At 45.9% G+C, this 22,749-nt stretch carries 21 protein-coding genes; 16 read left to right on the top strand and 5 right to left on the bottom strand.

Annotated features, from left to right (window positions below):
* Positions 1 to 14 precede the first annotated feature (14 nt).
* A complete protein-coding gene (locus ACKU35_RS13815; protein ID WP_319759966.1) occupies positions 15 to 593 on the top strand; it encodes a UbiX family flavin prenyltransferase in 579 nt (192 codons plus the stop codon).
* Positions 594 to 596: 3 nt separating this feature from the next.
* Positions 597 to 1,280, top strand: coding sequence for a metal-dependent hydrolase (locus tag ACKU35_RS13820; protein WP_319759968.1), 684 nt, complete (start codon positions 597 to 599; stop codon positions 1,278 to 1,280).
* A gap of 64 nt (positions 1,281 to 1,344) precedes the next feature.
* On the opposite strand, the gene uvrC is transcribed toward ACKU35_RS13820, so the two are convergent.
* Positions 1,345 to 3,147: an excinuclease ABC subunit UvrC gene (uvrC, locus tag ACKU35_RS13825; protein ID WP_319759970.1), complete on the bottom strand. Its 1,803-nt coding sequence runs from the start codon at positions 3,145 to 3,147 to the stop codon at positions 1,345 to 1,347.
* 300 nt (positions 3,148 to 3,447) lie between these two features.
* On the opposite strand from uvrC, the gene ACKU35_RS13830 reads away from it, so the two are divergent.
* The 13 genes from ACKU35_RS13830 (at position 3,448) to ACKU35_RS13890 (ending at position 16,905) form a co-directional block, all read left to right on the top strand.
* On the top strand, positions 3,448 to 4,854 hold the full coding sequence (locus ACKU35_RS13830; protein ID WP_319759972.1) for an outer membrane homotrimeric porin: 1,407 nt from the start codon (positions 3,448 to 3,450) through the stop codon (positions 4,852 to 4,854).
* Positions 4,855 to 5,048: 194 nt separating this feature from the next.
* Complete coding sequence (gene hisD / locus ACKU35_RS13835) at positions 5,049 to 6,356, top strand: histidinol dehydrogenase (protein ID WP_319759974.1); 1,308 nt, start codon at positions 5,049 to 5,051, stop codon at positions 6,354 to 6,356.
* A gap of 62 nt (positions 6,357 to 6,418) precedes the next feature.
* Positions 6,419 to 7,318 (top strand): phosphoribosylaminoimidazolesuccinocarboxamide synthase, encoded by a 900-nt coding sequence (locus ACKU35_RS13840; RefSeq protein ID WP_319759976.1) that lies wholly within the window; start codon positions 6,419 to 6,421, stop codon positions 7,316 to 7,318.
* A 152-nt stretch (positions 7,319 to 7,470) separates the two neighbouring features.
* On the top strand, positions 7,471 to 8,235 hold the full coding sequence (locus ACKU35_RS13845) for an enoyl-ACP reductase (RefSeq protein ID WP_319759978.1): 765 nt from the start codon (positions 7,471 to 7,473) through the stop codon (positions 8,233 to 8,235).
* 220 nt (positions 8,236 to 8,455) lie between these two features.
* The gene (gene rpsF / locus ACKU35_RS13850) at positions 8,456 to 8,767 is read left to right on the top strand and encodes a 30S ribosomal protein S6 (RefSeq protein ID WP_319759980.1); all 312 of its coding nucleotides are present in this window, start codon (positions 8,456 to 8,458) and stop codon (positions 8,765 to 8,767) included.
* 2 nt (positions 8,768 to 8,769) lie between these two features.
* The gene (gene rpsR / locus ACKU35_RS13855) at positions 8,770 to 9,030 is read left to right on the top strand and encodes a 30S ribosomal protein S18 (RefSeq protein WP_319759982.1); all 261 of its coding nucleotides are present in this window, start codon (positions 8,770 to 8,772) and stop codon (positions 9,028 to 9,030) included.
* A 9-nt stretch (positions 9,031 to 9,039) separates the two neighbouring features.
* On the top strand, positions 9,040 to 9,582 hold the full coding sequence (gene rplI, locus ACKU35_RS13860; RefSeq protein ID WP_319759984.1) for a 50S ribosomal protein L9: 543 nt from the start codon (positions 9,040 to 9,042) through the stop codon (positions 9,580 to 9,582).
* Positions 9,557 to 10,984, top strand: a complete 1,428-nt coding sequence (gene dnaB / locus ACKU35_RS13865; RefSeq protein ID WP_319759986.1) for a replicative DNA helicase — start codon at positions 9,557 to 9,559, stop codon at positions 10,982 to 10,984. Before rplI ends, dnaB begins: the two co-directional genes overlap by 26 nt.
* Positions 10,985 to 11,034: 50 nt before the next feature.
* Positions 11,035 to 12,333: a phenylacetate--CoA ligase gene (locus ACKU35_RS13870; RefSeq protein ID WP_319759988.1), complete on the top strand. Its 1,299-nt coding sequence runs from the start codon at positions 11,035 to 11,037 to the stop codon at positions 12,331 to 12,333.
* A 3-nt stretch (positions 12,334 to 12,336) separates the two neighbouring features.
* The gene (locus tag ACKU35_RS13875) at positions 12,337 to 12,840 is read left to right on the top strand and encodes a DUF456 domain-containing protein (protein WP_319759990.1); all 504 of its coding nucleotides are present in this window, start codon (positions 12,337 to 12,339) and stop codon (positions 12,838 to 12,840) included.
* Between the two features lie 121 nt (positions 12,841 to 12,961).
* Complete coding sequence (gene thrC, locus ACKU35_RS13880) at positions 12,962 to 14,413, top strand: threonine synthase (protein WP_319759992.1); 1,452 nt, start codon at positions 12,962 to 12,964, stop codon at positions 14,411 to 14,413.
* Entirely contained in the window at positions 14,414 to 15,157 is a 744-nt protein-coding gene (locus ACKU35_RS13885; protein ID WP_319759994.1) for a TlyA family RNA methyltransferase, read from the top strand.
* Between the two features lie 458 nt (positions 15,158 to 15,615).
* On the top strand, positions 15,616 to 16,905 hold the full coding sequence (locus tag ACKU35_RS13890) for an outer membrane protein transport protein (RefSeq protein WP_319759996.1): 1,290 nt from the start codon (positions 15,616 to 15,618) through the stop codon (positions 16,903 to 16,905).
* A 55-nt stretch (positions 16,906 to 16,960) separates the two neighbouring features.
* Here ACKU35_RS13890 and ACKU35_RS13895 read toward each other — a convergent pair.
* A protein-coding gene (locus ACKU35_RS13895; RefSeq protein ID WP_319759405.1) for an IS3 family transposase occupies positions 16,961 to 18,195 on the bottom strand; the annotation gives its coding sequence in 2 pieces (ribosomal slippage) (positions 16,961 to 17,841 and positions 17,841 to 18,195; 1,236 coding nt in all).
* A gap of 112 nt (positions 18,196 to 18,307) precedes the next feature.
* The gene (locus ACKU35_RS13900) at positions 18,308 to 19,798 is read right to left on the bottom strand and encodes a DUF4139 domain-containing protein (protein ID WP_319759998.1); all 1,491 of its coding nucleotides are present in this window, start codon (positions 19,796 to 19,798) and stop codon (positions 18,308 to 18,310) included.
* A 263-nt stretch (positions 19,799 to 20,061) separates the two neighbouring features.
* Between ACKU35_RS13900 and galE the strand changes: the two genes are divergently transcribed.
* Positions 20,062 to 21,048, top strand: coding sequence for a UDP-glucose 4-epimerase GalE (gene galE, locus ACKU35_RS13905; RefSeq protein WP_319760000.1), 987 nt, complete (start codon positions 20,062 to 20,064; stop codon positions 21,046 to 21,048).
* 82 nt (positions 21,049 to 21,130) lie between these two features.
* On the opposite strand, the gene ACKU35_RS13910 is transcribed toward galE, so the two are convergent.
* Both ACKU35_RS13910 and ACKU35_RS13915 read right to left on the bottom strand, forming a co-directional pair.
* Positions 21,131 to 21,865 carry a methyltransferase domain-containing protein gene (locus tag ACKU35_RS13910; protein WP_319760002.1) on the bottom strand — a complete coding sequence of 245 codons (735 nt, stop codon included), beginning with the start codon at positions 21,863 to 21,865 and terminating at the stop codon, positions 21,131 to 21,133.
* A gap of 10 nt (positions 21,866 to 21,875) precedes the next feature.
* Positions 21,876 to 22,700 carry a thioredoxin domain-containing protein gene (locus ACKU35_RS13915; RefSeq protein WP_319760004.1) on the bottom strand — a complete coding sequence of 275 codons (825 nt, stop codon included), beginning with the start codon at positions 22,698 to 22,700 and terminating at the stop codon, positions 21,876 to 21,878.
* Between the last annotated feature and the right edge of the window lie 49 nt (positions 22,701 to 22,749).

The raw sequence follows: 22,749 nt of genomic DNA on the forward strand, positions 1-22,749 counted from the left end.
AATGTCTGATTAAAATGGATAAAAAAAGAATAATTCTCGCCGCCAGCGGTGCCAGTGGAACACTATACGCTGTTAAGCTGGCCCGTTTTCTTGGCTTGGCAGATGATATTGAACTGCATCTTATTGTTTCCGATGCCGCTCTGAAAGTTCTGGAACTTGAAACCAGCTTCAAGCCGGAAGATCTTACCGGAAACGCAGATGTCGTATATCGGCAGGATAATATAGCCGCCCCACCTGCAAGCGGTTCATGGCAGCATGACGGTATGATCATCTGCCCCTGCTCTATGGCGTCCCTTGCGGCGATTGCGCAGGGGCTTGGAAGCAACCTCATGCACCGGGCCGCGGACGTATGCCTGAAAGAACGGCGCAAGCTGATACTTGTGACCCGCGAAACCCCGCTGAATCTTATTCACATCCGCAATATGGAAACCGCAACACTGGCGGGAGCCACGGTAATGCCGGCCTCGCCGGGATTTTACCATAGCCCCGAAAGTCTGGACGATATGGCGGCGCACATGGCAGGACGAATTCTTGAACAACTGGAAATCCCCCACAACTTATACCGCTGCTGGGGAGACAACTCATTGAGGTAGATCATGCAACACAGATTCACATGGAACGGGCATTCCAATTTTACTATTAAATCCGGCGACAAAACCATAATTATTGATCCTTTTTTTGAAGGCAATCCAAAGGCTTCAACCACATGGGAATCCATCAGTGAAGCGGATGCCGTGCTGGTCACCCATGACCACGGAGATCACATAGGGCAGGCTGTGGAGATCTGCAAGGCTACTGGCGCTACGCTGGTCTGTATTTTTGACCTGCTGGAAAAACTGATCGCGCAGGGTCTGGATCAGGAAAAACTGATAGGCATGAACATCGGCGGGACTGTTTCCGTGGCCGGGATTAAAATTAAAATGGTGCAGGCCATGCATTCCTCTGTCACCGGGGCACCAGCAGGATACATTTTAACTTACGACGATGATTTCTGCGTCTATTTTGCAGGAGATACCGGCCTGTTCTCTTCCATGGAACTGTTCGGCAAACTGCACGATATCGATGTGGCCCTGCTGCCCACCGGAGGCTGGTTCACCATGGATTCAAAGGACGCGGCTTATGCCTGCAAACTCCTTAATTGCAAAAAAGCCATACCCATGCATTACGGGACATTCCCTATTCTGGAACAGGATGCTGTTAATTTTAAAGATGCATGCGCCGATTTTGCTCCAAAATGTACGGTTGTAGAATTAAAAATAGGCGTTGAGAAAGAAATTTAATCGGAAAAGCCGTAATAAAAGCGGTTTAAAAGCCCGGCAGAAATATTGAAGGCCCATGAGGAATTTAAACTTCCCGAAAGGCATCAAAAATCTGCTGTGCCCTTTTTTTTCCGATTCCCGGAACATTTGAGAGGTCTTCCACGGAGGCCTCTTTCATTTTCTGCACGGCACCGAACTCATCCCAGAGCAAGCGGGCCGTTTTAGGGCCGATTCCGGGCAGGGACAGCACCTCGCTTTGCAGAACCTGCTTTTTCCTTGATTTACGTTGCCTGCCGATAACAAACCGGTGCGCCTCATCACGAACCCGCTGTAGATAGAGAAGTTCAGGGCTACCGCCCTTTAGCGGCAGATGATTTTTACGTCCGGGGCGAAAGATGCGATCTTCCAGTTCACCTGCTTTACGGGTCGGTCCTTTGGCTATGGAGGCAAGATGCGGGATCGGTTCATCATACTTCCAGTTTTCGGCGAAAGCTTTCTCCACCGATGCCAGCTGACCTTTACCTCCATCTATTAATATAAGGTCCGCCCACGGAGGGCCGGAATCGATACGCTTGATCACCCAATGAAAAAGCGCCGCGTAGTCATCCGAGGAATGCTCAAGTTCTGGAAAAACATAAGTACGGTACTGGGATTTTTCCGGTTTACCTTCCTCAAACACCACCATGCCGACGCGCATCCCTTCACCACCGAGATGAGAAGCATCGATGCATTCAATGCGCTGAGGAGTCCCGGAAAGCTTCAATCTCACAGCCAGCAGGTCAAGGATGTTGTCGTTTTCCTTTTCCTTGAGGCCCAGCGCGGCATTTTTGCGAGCGATTTCCAGCAGCCGCTTTTCCTCACCGCTATGAGGAGTCACGATGCGTACCGTGGATTTGCTCCGTTCGCTGAGTAATTCCGCAGCGCCATACATATCGAATTCAAACGGGACGAAAATTTTTGGCGGTATAAATTTGGTTGCTGAATAAAACTGTGAGACAAAACTGTTCAGCACTTCCTCGCCGTCTTCGAGGCTTAAGCCAGGCCAAAAGAAATTCTTTTTGTCCAGCAGGCGCCCTTTTCTGATAAACAAAAGGCCCAGCCCTACTCCCTGCGAAGATTCAGCCAGCGCGATGACATCGATATCGGAACGCTCGCCGAGTACCACAGACTGTTTTTCCACAGTATTGCTGATCGCCTTGATCTGATCGCGAAATTTCGCGGCAAGCTCGAATTCCAGTGCTTCGGAAGCTGCTTCCATCTGACGGCGCAGTGAACCTATCAAATCTCCGGCTTTGCCGGAAAGCAGCATCTCCACTTGATGCACCAGTTCCATATAATCCTGCCGGGGAACAACATTCACGCACGGGCCGAGGCACTGGCCTATGTCATGATACAGGCATGGACGGACCCTGTTGCGGAAGGCAGAATCAGAACATTTACGAAGTGGAAAGACCTTCCCGAGCACTTTCCATGTTTCACGGGCAAAATAACTCGAGGTGTACGGACCGAAGTAGACGGAGCCATCGCGCACAACCTTGCGGGTTATGCGCAGACGCGGGTATTCTGATTTTTTATCAAGTTGAAAAAGCACATACTGTTTGTCATCACGCAGGACAACATTGTAGCGGGGCCGATGCTTCTTGATCAGACTGGCCTCAAGAAGAAGTGCTTCCTTTTCAGTTCCGGTAACAAGGGTGTCAATGGAGTGTATTTTAGATACCAGCACACGTGTTTTGGGAGTATGTTTATGCATGGCCCGAAAATATGATGCCAACCGCTTACGCAATTCGCGGGCCTTTCCTACATATATAATACGTCCTGATGAATCTTTCATCAGATACACACCGGGTAAAGCCGGAAAATCGACACTTTTGAACTCGAAACTCATAATCTTATGCCTGTATAAATTTTTAAACTCGGCCTGATAGCTGCTTTTAAAAAGCTATCTCCCCAATTATTCGTTGTCAACAAAGGGTTTCTGCTGGGATTTAAAAAGTCTAGAAAATATCTAATCTTAGATACGTTAAGAGCGAGTATAAAAATTTATACGGTAAAAAAATTTTTACTTTAGTCAAAAAAATGTAATTTTTCGCTTGCAATGGGATTGCTGAACAGCTAGAACAGTTCGTGAAGGTAGGCGTCAAGCAATAATGCTATTTAACATTTATTCAGCAAAAGGATAAAAATAATGAAAAAAATTGCTATTCTCGCAGCTCTGGCCGTTCTGGTCATGGGCTTCGCAGCAACCGCATCTGCAGTTGATCTGGACGCAAAAGGCCAGTTTCAGTTCCAGATGAACTTCATGGATAACACAGCCAACATGCTTTCCAACAAAAAAGCATCTACCTCAGCAACCACCGGTGACAGTGAAGACGACCTGAACTTCTGGTTCCGTGCTCGTACTGAATTCCGTTTCATCGCAAACGAAAACCTGTGGGCTGTACTGTACACTCAGTACAAAACCCGCCTCGGCTCTGCTAACAACGCTAACGTTGACGGTAACTCTGGCGCTACCGGTTCTCAGTTGACCGTTAAACGTGCTTACATGCAGTACCGTTTCCCCGGCACCGAAGTTCTGACTTCTGCTGGTATCATGTCCATCAACCTCCCCGGCGCTGCCGCTGGTTCCATGGTTTTGGGTGACTCTGACCTCGGTACTTTCCAGGTTTCTACTCCTATCACCGACCAGATCTCTCTCGCCGGTGCTTTCGTTCGTGTTGCTGACCTTAACAATGGTGAAACCATTGAAAGCAACGATGAAATGGACGTTTTCTACGCAGCTGCTCCCATCACCATCGATGGTCTCTCTGCTACCCCTTACTTCGCATACTCCACCATCGGTAAAAACAGTGGTGGTGCTTCCGGCCTTCAGGGCCCCGCTGGCGACGCATACAACAAAAATGCTAACGCATGGTGGCTTGGTACTACTTTCTCCATGGACATGTTTGATCCCATCGTTTTCGATGCAGACATCGTTTATGGTGATGTAGACGCTAACCAGAAGCATAACGACCGTTCCGGTCTGCTCTTCGACGCAGCCCTGACCTACACCGGTCTGGACTTCGTACAGCCCAAACTCGTATTTGCATACACCACCGGTGAAGACGACAAAACCGACAACGGTTCTGAACGTCTGCCTGTTATCGCTAACGACTGGGCTTTCGGTACTACCTACTTCGGTGGTTCCGCACTGACTTCTGCTGATATGAACAACGATGAACAGCTCGGTTTCTGGACCATCGGTCTCTCTCTCGAAAAGATCTCCTTTTTCGACAAACTGAGCCACGACATCCACGTTCTGTATGTTCAGGGTACTAACGATAAAGACCTGTTCAGTACTGCTGGTAAAGTTGCTGCTGTTAAAGCTACTGGTAACATCGCTGCAAACGGCGACTACCTCACCACTAAAGACCACGTTTTCGAAGTTGACTTCAACACCAACTACCAGATCTACGACGAACTGGCAGCTATCGTTGAATTCGGTTACGTTGACGTAGACCTCGACAAGGGTGTTTGGGAAGACAACTTCGGCGCCGCAGATGTTGACTTCGATCCTGCTCTCAAACTCGCAGTTGGTCTCGTTTACGCATTCTAAGAAACCTTAGAATAACAGCATAGTCTTGACGCCGGGGGCCGGGAGTTTATACTCCCGGCCCTTTTTTATTTACAGGCAAGCCCTCCTATTACACTCGACTTTTGACGAGCATTAAGATATGGGTCAGAACATCTTATAAACATCTCTTCGTATTTTTACGCATCAATCACACCCATCAAGTTAAGGACAATTCTATGCCTTGCAGAGATATTACATATTCCGGTCAGCAGGACTGGTCGGAAATCCAAAAATGGCTCGAACTCAGAGTCAATCCTGACAGCAAAGTTGACTCCATTGTCAAAGACATTCTCTCCAATGTAAAAACCGAGGGCGATCAGGCTCTGGTCGATTACACCAAAAAATTCGACTGCCCTGATTTTACCCATTCCATGCTTAAGGTCAGCGTTGACCAGCGTCGCCTTGCCTATGCGGAAATCGAATCACAGGATCTTGAGATAATCGAAGAAGCGATCCGCAACATCAGAAATTTCCACCGCAGACAAGTAGAAGAATCATGGTGGACCACCGGAGAAGACGGAACCATTCTCGGACAGCTGGTGCGCCCGGTTGACAGGGTCGGTCTGTATGTTCCCGGCGGTCAGGGCGGCGAGACACCGCTTATTTCCAGCATGATTATGAACGCAGTTCCCGCACAGGTTGCCGGAGTAAAAGAAATTGCGGTAATCTCCCCTCCGCGTAAAGACGGTAGCCTAAATCCCTACATCCTCGCCACGGCGCAGGAGCTGGGTATTAATGAAATTTACGCTTCCGGATCGGCATGGGCCATCGGCGGCCTTGCCTACGGAACCCAGACAATCGCACCTTGTGATGTGATCGCCGGACCGGGCAATATCTTTGTTGCCACAGCCAAAGGGCAGCTCGTAGGCGAAGTGGGAATCGACATGATTGCCGGCCCCAGTGAAGTAGCCATCCTTGCTGACGGAGATTCCGATCCGGCATGGATTGCGGCAGATCTTCTTTCGCAGGCCGAGCATGATCCTCTCGCCTCTTCTATTCTCGTGACATGGGATGATGAACTGGGCGTTAAGGTCAAATACGAGCTCAAAAAACAGGCAGACCTTCTTCCGCGTGGAGAAATCGCGCTTAAATCACTTGAAGAATGGGGCGCTATCGTTAAGGTTCCGGATCTCGAAACCGGAATTGACTTTGTTAATAATATGGCACCCGAACATCTGGAGCTGGCTTTTGAAGACCCATGGGCAGCTATCGGCAGGATCAAACATGCCGGGGCTATTTTTATGGGGCACTTTACTCCGGAACCGGTCGGTGATTATTTCGCTGGTCCTAACCACGTTCTGCCCACAGTTGGAACGGCCAGATTTTCTTCCGCGCTTTCCGTGGGAACCTTTACTAAAAAAACCAGTCTGATCTACACAGATCAGAATTACGTCAACCGCCATGGCGGGAAAATAGCAAGACTGGCCAGACTCGAAGGACTTGAAGCTCACGCCCGTTCCGTTGAGACAAGATTAAAAAACTGATTCGCTCACGCGTTCTTAAATGAATGGACAAGAATCATATTAACAAAAAAGAGGATACACTGATGTCCAAACATGTAGTTGAAACTGATATTAAAGAACTCAATCTTCTTTCCCGCGGCAAAGTCCGCGATATTTATGAAGTGGATGATGATAAACTCCTGCTGGTCACCACCGACAGAATCTCAGCTTATGATGTCATCATGCCTACTCCCATCGACGATAAAGGCAAAATCCTGAACCAGATCACCCTGTTCTGGATGGATATGTTCAAAGATATTGTCCCCAACCACTTGATCGCATCCAAAGTGGATGACTATCCGGAAGTACTTCACAAATACCGTGAGCAGCTTGAAGGACGCTCTGTACTGGTCAAAAAAGCCAAGCCCCTGCCTATTGAATGCATTGTGCGTGGATACATAACAGGATCAGGCTGGAAGGATTACCAGAAAACAGGCGAAGTCTGCGGCCATAAACTTCCTGAAGGCCTGAAAGAATCTGAGATGCTTGAACAGCCCCTGTTCACTCCTTCCACCAAAGCTGAGCTGGGCGAGCATGATGAAAATATTTCCGTTGAAAAAGCCATGGAAATGCTCGGTGAAGATCTGCTTAAAAAAGTTCAGGACGTAACACTTTCTATCTATAAACGTGGCCGTGATTATGCCCGCGAAAAAGGGATCATCATAGCAGATACCAAGTTTGAATTCGGCTTGATTGATGGCGAACTGATACTCATCGATGAAGTACTGACCCCTGATTCATCACGTTTCTGGCCTATGAATGGCTATGAAGCCGGAAAATCCCAGCCTAGTTTCGATAAACAGTTCCTGCGTGACTGGCTGACTGAAATCGAGTTTAACAAACAGCCTCCGGCCCCTGAAGTTCCTGCTGAAATCGCCGGCAAAACCCGTGATAAATACATGGAAGCGTTTACCCTCTTGACTGAAAGCAAACTTGACGCTTAAGTTATTGCGCTACAGCTATTAAGATTAATGATGCCTCCGGCGTGATTTCTTGGCATGTCTGTATCCGGTCTAATAAGTTAAACTAATGCGGCTCTACGGACTGAACAGCTCAAAGAGATCGAAAGTACGAGAGGAAAAAAAAGGAGACATAAATGCTTTTGGAAGGAAAAAAGGCACTGATTTTCGGTGTAGCTAATAAAAAAAGCATTGCTTACGGCATCGCTAAGCAGTTTAAGGAACAGGGAGCCAAGCTGGCTTTCAGCTATGTGAACGATGCTATCCAGAAACGCGTTGAGCCTATCAGCGAAGAACTGGGCGGAGAATTCACTTTTCAGTGTGACGTGCAGAGTGATGAAAGCATCGCGGCTTCCGTTGAAGAAGTGAAAAAACAGTGGGGAGATATCGATATCCTCATTCATTCCGTTGCCTTTGCAAACCGGGATGATCTTAAGAACCGCTATATTGAAACTTCACGCGATGGTTTCCATCTTGCTATGGATGTTTCCGCATACTCTCTGGTCAGCCTTTGCAACGCTTACGAATCGATGATTAATTCCGGTGGTTCCGTAATGGCGATGACTTATCTCGGTTCAAGCAGGGTAATCACCAACTATAATGTTATGGGTGTGGCTAAAGCGACTCTTGAAGCAAGCGTCCGCTATCTTGCCGTTGACCTCGGTGAGAAAAATGTCCGCATCAATGCTATAAGCGCCGGTCCTATCAAGACCCTGGCTGCTTCCGGTATATCCAGCTTTAAAGACATTTTCCGTCACATTGAAGAAAGGGCTCCCCTTAAACGCAATGTGACAACCGAAGATGTAGGTAAAACCGCTGTTTATTATGCATCCGATCTTTCCGCCGGAGTAACCGGGGAAACTCATTTCGTGGATTGCGGCTACAATATCCTTGGAATTTAATCGTTACAGGCAGGTTTGCGATTCAGTGCTTAAAAGCCCTTTTCTGCGCTGCCTAAGCCTTTAAAAGTTCAAAAGCCGGAAGTATTATTGCTTCCGGCTTTTTTATTTTTCATATATAGTCTCAAACCAGCTTGACATGAGTACGCGAAGGGAATAAGTATCCCTTCTTGCCTTGCCCTTATATTAGGAAAGGGCCATAGACCATAAGGAGGAGTTAATAATGCTCAGAAAGTATGAAGTACTTTTGCTTTTGAGCCCTGAACTTGCGAGCGACAGCCGTAAGGAAATCGTAGAGGGACTCATCGCAATTATCGACCGCGAAGGCGGAAAAATGGATGAGACCGACGATTGGGGTTCCCGCCAGTTGGCTTACCCTGTCCAGAACCAGACCCGTGGATACTATGTCCGCCTCGTTTTCGACGCACCCGGTCCGCTGGTTGCAGAACTCGAACGCAACATTCGTATCACCGATGGTATCTTCAAGTTCGTAACTGTTAAACTTGATGAAACCGTAAAGGCAGAGGAGGCTTAATCATGGCATTCAAAAGAAAATTCACACCCAAAAGAAAGTTCTGCCGCTTCTGTGCGGATAAGAACCTTCCCCTCGATTATAAACGTCCTGACATTCTCAGAGACTTCGTAACCGAGCGCGGCAAAATTATTGCCCGCAGAATTACCGGTACATGCGCCAAGCATCAGCGTCGTCTGACCACTGAAATCAAGCGTTCCAGACAGATGGCTCTCATGCACTACACCACTGTGCACAGCACTGATGTAAAGAAAAAGAGCATCTAGGGGGATCACATGAAACTTATTTTACGTGCCGATGTAGACTCCCTTGGTAGCCTTGGTGACATCGTATCAGTTAAATCCGGTTATGGCCGTAACTACCTGATTCCTCAGGGACTGGCCATGCCTGCTTCCGAAGCTAACCTCAAGCAGTTCGAGCTTGAAAAAAGAAAGCTTCAGGAAATGGCTGATAACCTGCGCACTCAGGCTGAAGGTCTCAGAGACAAACTGGCTGAAGTTGAAGCTAAAATCGAAGTTCGCGTTGGTGAAGGCGATAAACTGTACGGTTCCGTAACCGCAGTTAACATTGCTGAAGCTCTCGCTGAAATGGATTTCGATATTGACCGCAGAAAAATCCTGCTGGGCGAACCTATCCGTTCTCTCGGTGAATATGCTATCGAAATCAAACTCCACCCCGAAGTTCGCGGTGAAGTAAAACTGGTCGTAGCCAAAGTTGGCGGACTGGTTGAAGAAGAGCCCGCTGAAGAGGTTGAAGCTCCCGCTGAAACCGAAGCGCCCGTAGCTGAAGCAGATGCAGAAGCAGAAGCAGAAGCGTAGATCCGGCTCAGACTACAATTCGGGCGGAGCGTCTAACGACGCTTCGTCCGATCTTTTGCGTAAAGTCCCGCCCCATAACCTTGAAGCCGAACAGGCTGTTCTTGGCGGAGTCTTCTTAAGCAATACAATATTTAACGACCTCATTGATGTAGTCAAGTCCGACGACTTCTACTCCCCTGCCCATCGGGAAATTTTCCGCTCCTTTGAAGCTCTCTACACACGCAATGCCCCCATAGATCTGATCACTGTTCAGGAATACCTGACCGCCAGTGACAAAATAGATTCTGTTGGAGGAGCTGTTTATCTTGCTGAGCTATCCAATTCCGTTGTCAGCTCCGCAAATGCCCTGCACCATGCTGAAATCGTAGCTGAAAAATCTATTCAACGCAGTCTGATCGATGCAGCCGCTAATATTATTAATGAGAGCTTTGATACTCAGGATGTAAAGGAACTTCTGGACCATTCCGAGCAGTCAATCTTCGATATTACCGATTCCAAAAAGAATACAACCCTTAAGGGCAGCAAGGCTATTATTACCGAGGTTTTTCAAGACCTTGAAAAAAGAGTTAATCAGTCTTCATTAATTACCGGAATACCGACAACTTATCACAAATTTGATGAGATGACTGCTGGTCTGCAAAATTCCGACCTGATTATCATCGCCGGGCGTCCCAGTATGGGGAAAACCGCATTCGCGCTGAACGTAGCCATGCGTGCCGCCCTTCATTCCGGAGTCACCACCGCTGTTTTCTCACTTGAAATGGCAATGGGTCAGTTGATGACCCGTATGCTGGCTTGTCACGGTAAAGTTGATCTGTCTCGTTTAAGAACAGGCCAGCTTGATGACGAAGACTGGGCCAAGCTTTATGATGCAGCAGATGACTTGACACAATCACCTATTTTTATTGATGATACCCCTGCTATTTCCACAATGGAATTACGCGCTCGATGCAGACGGTTAAAATCTCAACATAATCTTGGTCTGGTTATGGTTGATTACCTGCAGCTGATGCGCTCCAGTGCACGAACCGATTCTCGTGAACAGGAAATTTCTGACATTTCGCGAACTCTTAAGGCCCTTGCGAAAGAACTTCAGATTCCCGTAATCGCGTTATCGCAGCTCAACCGTAAAGTTGAAGAACGCACTGACAAACGCCCCATGATGTCCGATTTACGTGAATCAGGTGCTATTGAGCAGGATGCTGATATCATCCTCTTCCTTTACCGTGAAGATTTTTACAACAAAAAAGAAGACAAACCGCTTACCAACAAAGCGGAAGTCATCATAGGTAAACAGCGTAACGGACCTACAGGAATCGTTGAACTGGCCTTTCTCGGTCCTTATACCGCCTTTGAAAACCTTGCTGCCGAGCCATATCCGTCCGAATACGACGATGAGTAATCGGATATTATTTATGACGTGATGCACTGAAAAATTATACGGAGAAATTAATGTACTTTCATGAAGCCGAAACCCTTGAAAGAGGAAAACTGGAAGAACTTCAGGTTAATAGACTGAAAAGAACAATTGAGCAGGCTGCCAAATCTCCGTATTACAGTGAAGTTTTTAAGAAAAACGACATAGATTCATCCATCATCAAAACCGCTGATGATATCACCAAACTTCCTTTCACTACAAAAGACGACCTGCGCTCCCAATATCCTTATGGATTATTGACCCAGCCGCTGGATAATTTTGTGCGTTTACACGCATCTTCCGGAACAACCGGAACTCCTACCGCTATTCTTTACACACAAAAAGACCTTGATACATGGGCTGATCTCATGGCCCGCTCCATGTATTCCATCGGACTAAGAAAAAGCGATGTTTTTCAGAATATGTCAGGATACGGACTCTTTACCGGAGGCCTTGGTATCCACTACGGTGCGGAAAAACTCGGTTGTGTTACCATACCTGCAGGGGCCGGAAACACTAAACGCCAGATTAAACTTATCCGCGACTTTAATGTAACCGGGCTGCATATTATCCCCTCTTTTGCTCTCTATTTCGCTTCCAAAGTACGCGAAGAAGGTTTCGATCCAGCAGATATGCCGTGGAGAGTCGCCTTGATCGGTGCTGAGCCGCACACTGAGCATACCCGGCGTAAGATTGAAGAACTCATGCATATCAAAGCGTACAATTCTTACGGCCTGTCTGAAATGAACGGTCCGGGAGTCGCTTTTGAATGTACTGAGCAAAATGGTATGCATGTCTGGGAAGATGCCTACATTGCAGAAATCATTAATCCGGAAACAGGCGAGCACGTCGCAGAGGGTGAAATCGGAGAATTGGTCATGACCACCCTTACCCGTGAAGGTATGCCCATTATACGCTACCGCACACGTGATCTGACCCGCTTTCTTCCCGGAGAATGCACGTGCGGAAGAACTTCACGCCGCATAGACCGCATCATGGGCCGCGCGGATGATATGCTCATTCTCAAGGGTGTTAATATCTACCCCATGCAGATTGAAAGAATCATCATGAGCATTCCCGAGGTGGGACAGAACTACCTCATTGAGCTTATCAAAGAAGGCCTCATGGATCAGATCAGGGTCAAAGTGGAAATTAAGGAAGAATATTTCATCGAGGATATGCGCGTACTTCAGGGCATTCAGAAAAAGATTGCCTCCATGTTACGCGACGAAATCCTGATCACCCCCAGAATTGAACTGGTGCAGCATAACTCCATCCCCAAGGCGGAAGGTAAAGCTGTACGTGTAGTTGATCTTCGGGACGTAGAGGAATAAAAAATGATTACCGCGTTAGCAGTACTCGTTCTTCTGCTTATGTTGTGCTCTCTGGCACTGCACGTTTTCGGACTCCCGGCCAACTGGCTGGTTCTGGCGCTTGTTACCTGCTGGAAATTCTACCAGCCCGAAGCAATGACCTGGAACTTTATCATAATTCTCGGAATCATCGCCTTTATTGGGGAAATTCTGGAATTTGTGGCTCAGTATTTTGGTGGTAAGAAATACGGGGCAACAGGACGTGGCAACATTGGCGCGTTCATTGGTGCCATCGGCGGAGCTATTCTCGGAGCCCCCTTCTTTTTCGGTCTCGGAGCCCTTCCCGGAGCATTACTAGGCTCATTTGGAGGTTGTCTGATTCTTGAGCTGACCCATGGCAGATCCTTTGACGAAGCAAAGCATTCGGCATGGGGCGCCTTCTGGGGCAAAGCTTTCGGCATGGCCATTAAAATCAGCCTTGGCGTGTGGATGTTCGCCATGAGTACTCCTAAAATCTGGCCTGCTTAATTGCGCATTATAGGCCTTCGGCGGGCAATATAAACTGAACCTATTTAACACCTATCCGGCCAGCCCTATTGAAAGTTTCTTTGAACCCCGGAGGGCCACCGGAGGAAAAAAGGATGTAATTATGTCTCATGCAAATGAATTTCCGAAATACCGCGGCAAAATGGAATATCATTGTCTGGGCTGCAATGCTCGATACGACATTAACGAACTTCACTATACCTGCCCTGAATGCGGCTCTGTTTTCATCCTTGAAGACACAAACTTTGCCGAGCTGAAAAAGACCAGCGGTAAGGAATGGCGTGAGATTTTTGATGCTCGCTGCGCGACAAAAAATGACAGTCTGCGCGGTATTTTCCGATTCTACGAACTTTTTGCTCCGGTTGTTGACGAAGATGAAATCATATTTCTCGGTGAGGGTAACACGCCTATTGTAGCCTCCAGCGAAGCTCTTAACGCTGTAACCGGAATCAAGACCGCTTATAAAAATGACGGTCAGAACCCCAGCGCATCCTTTAAAGACAGAGGCATGGCCTGTGCCTTCAGTTACATAAATGCCCTGATGAATAAAAACAGCTGGGATGAAATCCTGACTGTCTGCGCTTCCACCGGTGATACTTCCGCCGCCGCAGCTCTTTATGCTTCTTATATGAAAAGCGGTGTAAAATCCGTTGTTATTCTTCCGCAGGGTAAGGTAACTCCGCAGCAGCTGGCTCAGCCGCTCGGCAGCGGAGCCACAGTGCTTGAAGTTCCCGGAGTTTTTGATGACTGCATGAAGGTTGTTGAGAATCTGGCCGACAACTACCGCGTCGCGCTGCTTAACTCTAAGAACGCATGGCGTATTCTTGGTCAGGAGTCATACGCTTTTGAAATTGCCCAGTGGTACGATTGGGACCTGAAAGATAAGTGCATCTTTGTTCCCATTGGAAATGCAGGCAACATCACAGCTATTATGGCCGGATTCCTGAAATTGTATGAGCTCGAAATTATTTCCGAACTGCCCCGCGTTTTCGGTGTCCAGTCAGCCCATGCGGACCCTGTCTACCGCTACTACTCTGTAGAAGATGAAAATGAACGTGAATACAAACCAGTTAAGGTGCAGCCCTCTGTTGCACAGGCAGCCATGATCGGAAACCCGGTTTCCTTTCCGAGGGTAAAGCATTTTGCTGAGAAGTTTGAAGCTATCGGCGGTAAAAAAGCATTTCAGGTCGTTCAGGTCAGCGAGCAGATGATTATGGATTCAATGCTGCTTGCCAATTCACACGGACATATCGCCTGCACACAGGGCGGCGAATGCTTTGCCGGATTAATCCGAGCCAAGGAGTTGGGATTGATCAACGAGAACGAAAGTGCCGTACTTGATTCTACCGCTCATCAACTTAAATTCATTGGTTTCCAGGATATGTATTACCGGAATGCGTTCCCCGCTGAATACGAAGTAACCCCGGACTCTACCCGAGCCAACAAGCCTGAACTTGTAATTGAAAGCAGTGAAAAGGAAAAAATGCCTGAAGCTGATTATATTGCTAAGGCAGCAGAAAACGTTGTTTCCATGCTCGGTTTGGAGAAAAAATAAGTGGCCAAAAAGGAACGTGCTGATCAGATGCTTTTCGCTCAAGGTCTTTCAGAAAGCCGCGAGCAGGCTAAGCGTATGATCATGGCCGGACAGGCTCATTACCTTAAAGACGGCCAGAAAATTCCAGTAACCAAGCCCGGAATGCAACTTGATCCGGCTCTTGAAATTGTCGTAAAAGGACGGGACCGTTTTGTCAGCCGTGGCGGTTATAAATTACTGACCGCCATAGAAGAACTTGGTCTTGATCCCGATGGTAAGGTTGCTTTAGACGCGGGTGCATCCACCGGTGGTTTTACAGATTGCCTGCTCCAATTTGGTGCCCTGAGAGTCTATGCAGCCGATGTAGGATACGGACAGCTGCACTGGAAGCTACAGCAGGACGAACGGGTCACTAATCTTGAACGCATAAATCTACGCCATGCTGAAGAAGGACTTCTTCCGGAAAAAGTGGATCTGGCCGTCTGTGACGTTTCTTTTATTTCATTGACCAAAATTCTTCCGGCATTAGTTCGCCTGCTCAAGGCTGACGGAGAAATAGTCTGCCTGATTAAGCCGCAATTTGAAGTCGGCCCCGGCCAGACAGATAAGGGCGTGGTCCGAGATAAAGCCTTGAGGCAGCAGGCTGTAGATATGATCGTACACTTTGCAGCATCCGAACTCGGTTTACAGCTTAAAGGTCTTGTTCCTTCAAGTATTAAAGGACCTAAAGGTAACCAGGAATATCTAGCGTATTTTATTCTTTAATTCGTAGAATATGATTATTTTTAAAAGGCAGTTGCATATATGCGGCTGCCTTTTTTTATGATTTTTGGTTGTTTAGGACATTATATTATTATGCAACAGACGAACACACTGCAAATCGAGCTAAAAGCAACTTTAAATTCAAGATAAAACGTTTATTCTGTGTTGTTCGATTGTTAGTTGCTCAGATAAGAAACAAATTTTAATAGTACTATGCAGACACAACAGTGTGATGTATCAATTTGCTTTCATCATACTTGATACATCGCTATTAAACATACACTCGTGTATGATTAATTATTTGATACTATAACAGATTATTTCCATAACAGTTTATATTTGGATCAATTTTACTTTACTAAAATTTACATTCAAGATAGTTAGTATGAGCTTTTTTATGTGGGGGATGGCTCTAATTAAGTATAGTCATTACGTTTTTCAGCATTTTTGGAGGAGTATATATGAGGACTAGATTTACAGCATGCTTTAACGTGCTGACTTTATTTATCGGATTGGCAGTAATTGCCGGATTCTGCGGCAAAGCAGATGCAGCCGGCTTTGCTATCTATGAGTGGGGAGCTCGTGGTAATGCACTTGGTGGGGCCATGGTGGCAAAAGCTAACGATCCTTCTGCTGTAGCGTGGAACCCCGCTGGCATTACACAGTTGAAAGGCACCCACATCTCTGCCGGTGTGGCCATGATCTCTCCCATGATGGATCTGAGCACCACCTACAACGGTGTTACAACTAAAAACAGCGGCACAAAAAACGTATTTTTCCCGGCCAATGCATACATCACACATCAGATTAACGACAATGTCTGGCTTGGAGTCGGCGCCTTTACACGCTACGGACTGGGGACTGAATTTTCTGAAGATTGGTACGGTAGGTACGCCTCCTACAAAACTTCGATCGAAACTTATTCTTTTAACCCCAACCTTGCATATAAATTTAACGACTATATCTCTTTTGCTGCCGGTATCGAGCTCATGAAAGTCCGTGCCGACCTGCGGAAAAAGCTTGATGCATCCGGACAATACATCCCAACTACATATGCCGCAGATGTTGATCAGCGCATTATTGTTAACGGATTCACTCCCGGCTTTAACGCAGCTGTTCACATTACTCCCAGTGATGAGTGGGCGATCGGACTATCCTGGCGTAGTAAAATGAACCATAGGGCATCCGGTTCAGCAAGCTATAGGCTTCCTGCAGGAATGCCTCAGCCGCCAAAGGCATTTAATGATTCAGACGTTTCCATGGATATGACCACACCTCACATGTTTTTGGGTGGCGTTGAGTATAAGCCGCTTAAAAATTTAAGCATTGAGTTTGATGCCGTATTGTCCATGTGGAGCGATTACGACTCTATAGACTACCATTTCGATAAAAAGACAGCCATCGGACGCAACGATGTTAGTGTCACAAAAAAATGGAATGATGTCTGGAAATTTGAGGTCGGTGTTGAATATCTGCCTATCGAAGATCTGGCGCTCAGAGTCGGTTATTTCTATGACCAGAGCCCCATTCCTGACGGCTATATAGACTACATGCTGCCCACAAGTGACAGGCAGAACCTTTCACTTGGTCTCGGCTGGAAATACAAAAGCTTTTCAGTTAACGCAGCATACAACTACCTGTGGATGAAAGACCGCAATGTAGAGGCAAGACCGGCTGATCATATTCTAAAGACAGAAATTACCAATTCCCGTACTCACATTGTGAGTTTGGATATGGGATATGATTTTTAAACACCAGACACAACGCTTGAGCCGTCCTAAAATAGATTGACGGTTAATTGGTTTACTACAGGGCTGTGGGGGTACCCCCACAGCCCTGTTTATGTATTTGGTTCGGTGTTTTCATTTTCAAACTAAGATGAGGACGTTCAGAATTATATATTTCAATAGACTCTTTTACGAGTGAATTTAACTCATCAAAACTAGTGCATTTAAACACCAAAAATTCTTGTTTTAAAATTCCATTTATACGTTCAGCTAACGCATTTTGGTAACAATCATACCCATCTGTCATAGATGGGACCATTTCGGCTTTCTTGAGCTTGTTTTGATAAATGGACGATGCGTACTGCAATCCACGATCTGAATGGTGGATTGTTTTGTTTCGCGTTTTTCGGTTTTTGATAGCCATATCTAAAGCTTTAGCGGTCCCTTCGGCACTAAGATCAGAACTCAAATTGTGACCTACAATTTTTCTGCTAAAAGAGTCTGTAATTAGTGATAGATAGTATGTTTTATTTAACGTTTTTACGTAAGTTATATCACTAACAAAGACTTCTTCTGAATACTGAGGCTTAAACTCCTTCAATAAATTAGGATGTTTTTTGAGCCAATGCTTTGAATTTGTAGTTTTTGTGTAATTTTTTCTTGTTTTTATCAGTAAATGCTCTCTGCGCAATAATGCGAAAAAGGCATCCCGTCCAAGCTTGATTCCACGAGCTACAAATTTCTCACGCAATAAAAAATAAAGCTTACGCGTTCCCAGCCGAGGCATTCTGGCCCGCAGACTCAAAACAAGTTTCTTTACTTCTTGGAACTGTTTTTCCCGTACCTTATGGCGTTTTTCAGCCTGATATATCGATTGCCGACTCACCCCGAGCTGTCTACAGCAAGCAGATAAACTTATTTGCTTTGTTTCCTGAAGACCTCGTGCAGCTCGGGGGTAAGTTTTTTTCTTATGGAAGTACCCAGTTCTCTGTCAGAAATATCAATCATTTCGTTGAGAAGCATAGTTTTGATCTTCTCTTCCTGAAGCTCTTTTTCAAGACGCTTGATCTTTTGTGCTGGAGTCTCTTTAGATTTTGGCATTCTTTTCAGATGTACCATAGGTTTGCTCCAGTCAAGGGTTCCGTGCTTTCTCAGCCAGACTAAAACAGTGCTGCGGCCTTGAATCCCGTATGTCTTTTGGGCTTGCTTGTAGGTCATTTCGCCTTCTTCTACCATCGCAACAACCGCTAATTTAAAGCCCATTGTGTAATCGCGCTGACTTCGCCTTACTCTTTGACTTTCTTCCTTTTTCATAAAATAGGTCCTTTGGGTGTAAACCTATTTCAGGACGGGACAGCTCTCAAAAAAAAGCCCGCTTATGATTAAGCGGGCTTTTTTTGTTTAATTGTCCTGTCCTGAGAAATGGTTAGCTTCCGGAGCCAAGGTCTAACTTCATATCGTCCGGAGCATTCATTTCTATTGAATAGTTAATTTTATACTTGTCGCTTGCCGGTACTTCAACCTGCCATTCAAAGTTATCGTCCTTGATTTCTGCTTTCGGTTTGGAGGAAATTTCCAGTTTGATCCTCTTGTCGCCGGAAACAGGAGCAGGTTCCTGCACAAGTATTTTAACAGGTTTATTACGGCTGTTATCGAGCTCTATTCCATACTTCCAGCTGTAGGTCTGCTTAGATCCGAACATACCTTTCTCGCCGGATTTCTTTTCCAGAATTTTGTGCTCCGCCTTGAGCATGGGATCAGAGCCAAAAAAGATCTTCTTTTCCTTGCCGGAAAAAGTGAATCTCCTTTTGCCGATCATTGTCCCTTCCATCATCATCAAAGCCACTCCGGCGGGATAATCCTTTGCTGATTCAAGATTGGTTTCGGCGGAAACAAAGACATCCGGGGTCAATGACGGGCGCGCGATAAAAGTGAAATCAGATTTCCAGGTTTCACTTTCCACCGCATATTTCCTGATGCTGCCCGCAGGAATTGTTTTGCGTCCCATCTCCCAAAGCGAATAGGTTGCTTTGTTTACACGCATGGGAGCACGCTTACTAACGGCATTTTTAGCCGGTTCACGCATGGCTGAAGTAACCATAGGCATAGCTTCTTCCATGGCATATCCATCTCTTGCGATCTCAACTTCGGCTTGAGGTTCTATTACCCAGCGGCTAAGCTGAGGAGGAGAAATTCTGGAAAGTCTCTTAACTGTCGCAAGGGCAATATCACAGTTTTTAAAATCGATACCGCTACCCTGTCTGATCTCAGCTTCAAAGGTAAATTTCATTTTCCCATCGCTAGGGTATGCATCAAGTTTATATTTGGGAATCCAGCCGCAATTACGAAGCATATAACCGATTTTGAATTCGGCACTTTTGGCGCTTTTTGAAGCAACTGAAACCTTAACATTCCAAACTCTTTTTCCGCCCCCCGCCATTTCTTTCAACTGTCTTTGCAGATCGTTAATCAGCTCCTGCAAATCTGCAATCTTGGCATCAAGCTTGTTTGACTGCGCATATAATTTTGAAAGATTTTCAACCACCTGCCCCGCAATCTTTCCAAGGTCTGATGGTTTTGTCTGCTGTTCCTTCCCTCTTTCCTTCCAGAAAGAGATACCGCCATCCACGGCCTTCTTCCGGGAGAGAACAGCATCACGCTTAAATTTCAGCTGATCAATTTTCTTACCCAGATCAATTGCAGCCGGTGACCGAGACAAATCACTTCTAGCCCACGAGACATCATTTATAACGACATTTTTGCTCAAAGAAGCTATAGTAAAAGTATCTGGAATTGCCTGCCCGGAAAGAGTAAACATCACATAGTTACCGCTCACATCATTCTTGATATTCGCCTTTACCTTACTGCTGAAATCGGCCCCGGATGGGTAAAAAACCACCCTTTCAGAAGCGGCCATCGCCGAACCGCAAAACAGAATAATAAAAATAGTAGTCAACCATATTGTGCTTTTCCGCAAATCTCTACCCTCGGTTTAGTTGTCATAAAAAGAATATGGCACCATTCTATCAGATACCATACATATTCAACAATACTCAAAATGAGTCTCCCAAATGGCCGTCATGCTACATTAAATAATACAACTGACCCTCGACAAACCGCTTATTTTGATAAATAGTCACTTCATTTGATAGTTATAACAATAACCGGAGTAAAAAGATAATGGCCAATAAACTTTCTCTGCTGGTTTGTGGTGGTGCAGGATACATAGGGTCACATATGACCAGAATGATTGCCGAATCTGGGCACGATGTAACTGTATTCGATAACCTGTCTACAGGTCACGCGGAAGCTCTGAAATGGGGCAAATTTGTGCAAGGCGACCTGCGTAATCCAGCTGATCTTGAAAGATTATTTGCGGAAGGCTCATATGACGCTGTGTTTCATTTTTCCGGCTTGATTGTGGTCAGCGAGTCTGTAGAAAAACCTTACGAATATTACGATAACAACGTAACCGGAACTCTTAATCTGCTACAGGCAATGCGCAAACATAATGTGGATAAATTTGTTTTTTCTTCCACAGCCGCAGTCTACGGTGACCCGGTAATGGATATTATAACCGAAGATCACCCACTTAAACCGTTGAATCCTTATGGCCGGACAAAACTCCAAGTGGAGGAAATCCTGCAGGATTACGCTGTTGCCTACGGGATGAATTCTGTCTGTTTCAGATATTTTAACGCCGCCGGCGCACACCCGGACAGCATGATAGGGGAAGCACATTCACCGGAAACCCACCTGATCCCCAATATTCTGCTTAGCTGTATTGAAGAAGGACGCAGGCTTAAGATTTTCGGCAATGAATACCCTACCCCTGACGGCACTTGCGTACGTGATTATATACATATTTTAGATCTTTGCGATGCCCATCTCAAAGCTGTAGAATTTATGGGCAATAACAAAGGAGCACATTCCTTCAATCTGGGTAATGGTAAAGGATTCAGTATTCTTGAAGTTATCAAAGCGGCAAGTGAAGTAATCGGCCGTGAAATTAAATTTGACTATGAACCGGCTCGGGCCGGAGATTCGCCCCGACTGGTCGCGGACAGCTCCAAAGCAGCCGAACGAATTAAGTGGACTCCGGAATATACAGATTTGCGCGAGATTATTGAAACGGCTTACCACTGGCATAAAAATCCCGGATACTAAGAACAAAATCATAAAAAAGACGGAGTTTACGCCATAAACGCAGACTCCGTCTTCTTAATAAACAATTATATAATCAAACAAATCAACGGGTAATCAATAGGGTGTCCTGATAGTATCGGGATTCCCGGCCGCACCAGTTACCGTATAAGATTTCCTGAATTTTAAATCCCTTCTGCTGAAACATATTCAGGGCGAATTTTTCATCATAGCCGACCGCATCCATAGGATCTTTAGGATCAGCGGTATAAAAAACGCCGTACTTATATAAATCCAATGAACTTTTACCCGCATCCATAAGCCCGGTTGATTCAGCATTAACCAGAAAGAATGTTGCGAAAAGACGCCCATTATCCGTTAAAACACGATCAATTTCATTAATATAGTTGATGATGTCTTCAGGCATCATATGAGTAAAGACGGAATTAAGCATGACAAGATCTTTGGAATTATCCGCGTAAGGAAATACAAACTCGGCAGCTTTGGTCCGAGCTCCGGGGTTGTAGGTAGAATTAAAAAGATCTACTTTTTGATACTGAAAATTAGGAAACTCGGGTGTAATGTTCTCGGTACACCACTCAACACCCACATGGAAGGTATCAAACCCATCATAGCTTCCTTCTCTGGAAAGATATTCAAGCAGGGGAAAAGACAATCTGCCGATTCCACAGCCGATATCCAACACCCTCTCGTCCGGTTGTAATCCAAGTTTGTCTCGGCAAAGATCAATCATTTTCCTGCCGGAGGCTTTAAAATTACCTCCGCCGAAACAGATGTGCAGATCTTCCGGGGGTAAAGAAACTTTACTGATATCTCTCATTGTTCAACGCTTACATCTTATTCAGGCAGTCTTCGCAGACTTCGCCGTCAGGGTTTTCAGCAGATGTTTTTGCAGCAGATTTATCAAGAATCATATCGACCATAGCCTCAAATCTGTCCGCCGGAAGGTAGCCGCGCACGGAGACTCCGTTGATAAGGAAAGTTGGGGTTGCATCAATTTTGAACTCATTAGCTTCTTTTTCGTCAGCCTTTATATATTTTTGCAAGTCAACAGAATTGAGAGTTTTCTGGAGGAGATTTGGATCTACGCCTGTATCTGCTATTATTTTGCCCAGCACGGAGCCGTCTTTATCTTCATAAAGTGCTTTCTGGTTTTTGAATGCCAAGTCGTGGAACTTATAAGCCTTTTTCTGGTCTAATTTTGCTATGGCCTCAAAGATGATAGCCAATTGGCGGGAGTTCTTATGCATAGGCAGATGTTTGAATATGAGTCTGTATTTATCGGGATGTTCTTTAACCAACTGAGTGACCACTTCTGCCCCTTTGCGGCAGTAAGGACAGAGGAAATCAGTATATTCAACTATTGTTACCGGTGCATCGGGATTACCAAGCAAAGGCCGCTCTGCCCAGATTTGAGGCAGATAAGGATTTTTTATTTCTGCATTGAATACTTCTTCACGTTTAAGCTTTTCTCTTTCATCAATACCCTGCTCGACAATTGCAAGCATATCGATGCTGCTTTCACGCATGGCATCAAGTACAATCTGGGGATTTTCCCGAATTGTTTCGGTAATCTGCTCCTTCAGCATCTGTTTACTCATACATCCGGAAAAAAGAACTACAACCGACATTAGCAGCAAAATTCGCTTTAACATGAAAACCTCTTCAGCAACAGTTTATGAAAAAACCTCCAAGCAGAGAAAC

The sequence above is a fragment of the Maridesulfovibrio sp. genome (genome assembly GCF_963676065.1).
Lineage (GTDB): Bacteria > Desulfobacterota > Desulfovibrionia > Desulfovibrionales > Desulfovibrionaceae > Maridesulfovibrio.

Coding starts and splice junctions, on each gene's coding strand:
- galE (WP_319760000.1), top strand. CDS start 20,062: ATGGCCAATAAACTTTCTCTGCTGGTTTGTGGTGGTGCAGGATACATA.
- ACKU35_RS13820 (WP_319759968.1), top strand. CDS start 597: ATGCAACACAGATTCACATGGAACGGGCATTCCAATTTTACTATTAAA.
- dnaB (WP_319759986.1), top strand. CDS start 9,557: ATGCAGAAGCAGAAGCAGAAGCGTAGATCCGGCTCAGACTACAATTCG.
- ACKU35_RS13830 (WP_319759972.1), top strand. CDS start 3,448: ATGAAAAAAATTGCTATTCTCGCAGCTCTGGCCGTTCTGGTCATGGGC.
- ACKU35_RS13845 (WP_319759978.1), top strand. CDS start 7,471: ATGCTTTTGGAAGGAAAAAAGGCACTGATTTTCGGTGTAGCTAATAAA.
- rplI (WP_319759984.1), top strand. CDS start 9,040: ATGAAACTTATTTTACGTGCCGATGTAGACTCCCTTGGTAGCCTTGGT.
- thrC (WP_319759992.1), top strand. CDS start 12,962: ATGTCTCATGCAAATGAATTTCCGAAATACCGCGGCAAAATGGAATAT.
- ACKU35_RS13815 (WP_319759966.1), top strand. CDS start 15: ATGGATAAAAAAAGAATAATTCTCGCCGCCAGCGGTGCCAGTGGAACA.
- ACKU35_RS13890 (WP_319759996.1), top strand. CDS start 15,616: ATGAGGACTAGATTTACAGCATGCTTTAACGTGCTGACTTTATTTATC.
- rpsR (WP_319759982.1), top strand. CDS start 8,770: ATGGCATTCAAAAGAAAATTCACACCCAAAAGAAAGTTCTGCCGCTTC.
- ACKU35_RS13910 (WP_319760002.1), bottom strand. CDS start 21,865: ATGAGAGATATCAGTAAAGTTTCTTTACCCCCGGAAGATCTGCACATC.
- uvrC (WP_319759970.1), bottom strand. CDS start 3,147: ATGAGTTTCGAGTTCAAAAGTGTCGATTTTCCGGCTTTACCCGGTGTG.
- ACKU35_RS13875 (WP_319759990.1), top strand. CDS start 12,337: ATGATTACCGCGTTAGCAGTACTCGTTCTTCTGCTTATGTTGTGCTCT.
- ACKU35_RS13870 (WP_319759988.1), top strand. CDS start 11,035: ATGTACTTTCATGAAGCCGAAACCCTTGAAAGAGGAAAACTGGAAGAA.
- ACKU35_RS13840 (WP_319759976.1), top strand. CDS start 6,419: ATGTCCAAACATGTAGTTGAAACTGATATTAAAGAACTCAATCTTCTT.
- ACKU35_RS13900 (WP_319759998.1), bottom strand. CDS start 19,798: ATGGCCGCTTCTGAAAGGGTGGTTTTTTACCCATCCGGGGCCGATTTC.
- hisD (WP_319759974.1), top strand. CDS start 5,049: ATGCCTTGCAGAGATATTACATATTCCGGTCAGCAGGACTGGTCGGAA.
- rpsF (WP_319759980.1), top strand. CDS start 8,456: ATGCTCAGAAAGTATGAAGTACTTTTGCTTTTGAGCCCTGAACTTGCG.
- ACKU35_RS13915 (WP_319760004.1), bottom strand. CDS start 22,700: ATGTTAAAGCGAATTTTGCTGCTAATGTCGGTTGTAGTTCTTTTTTCC.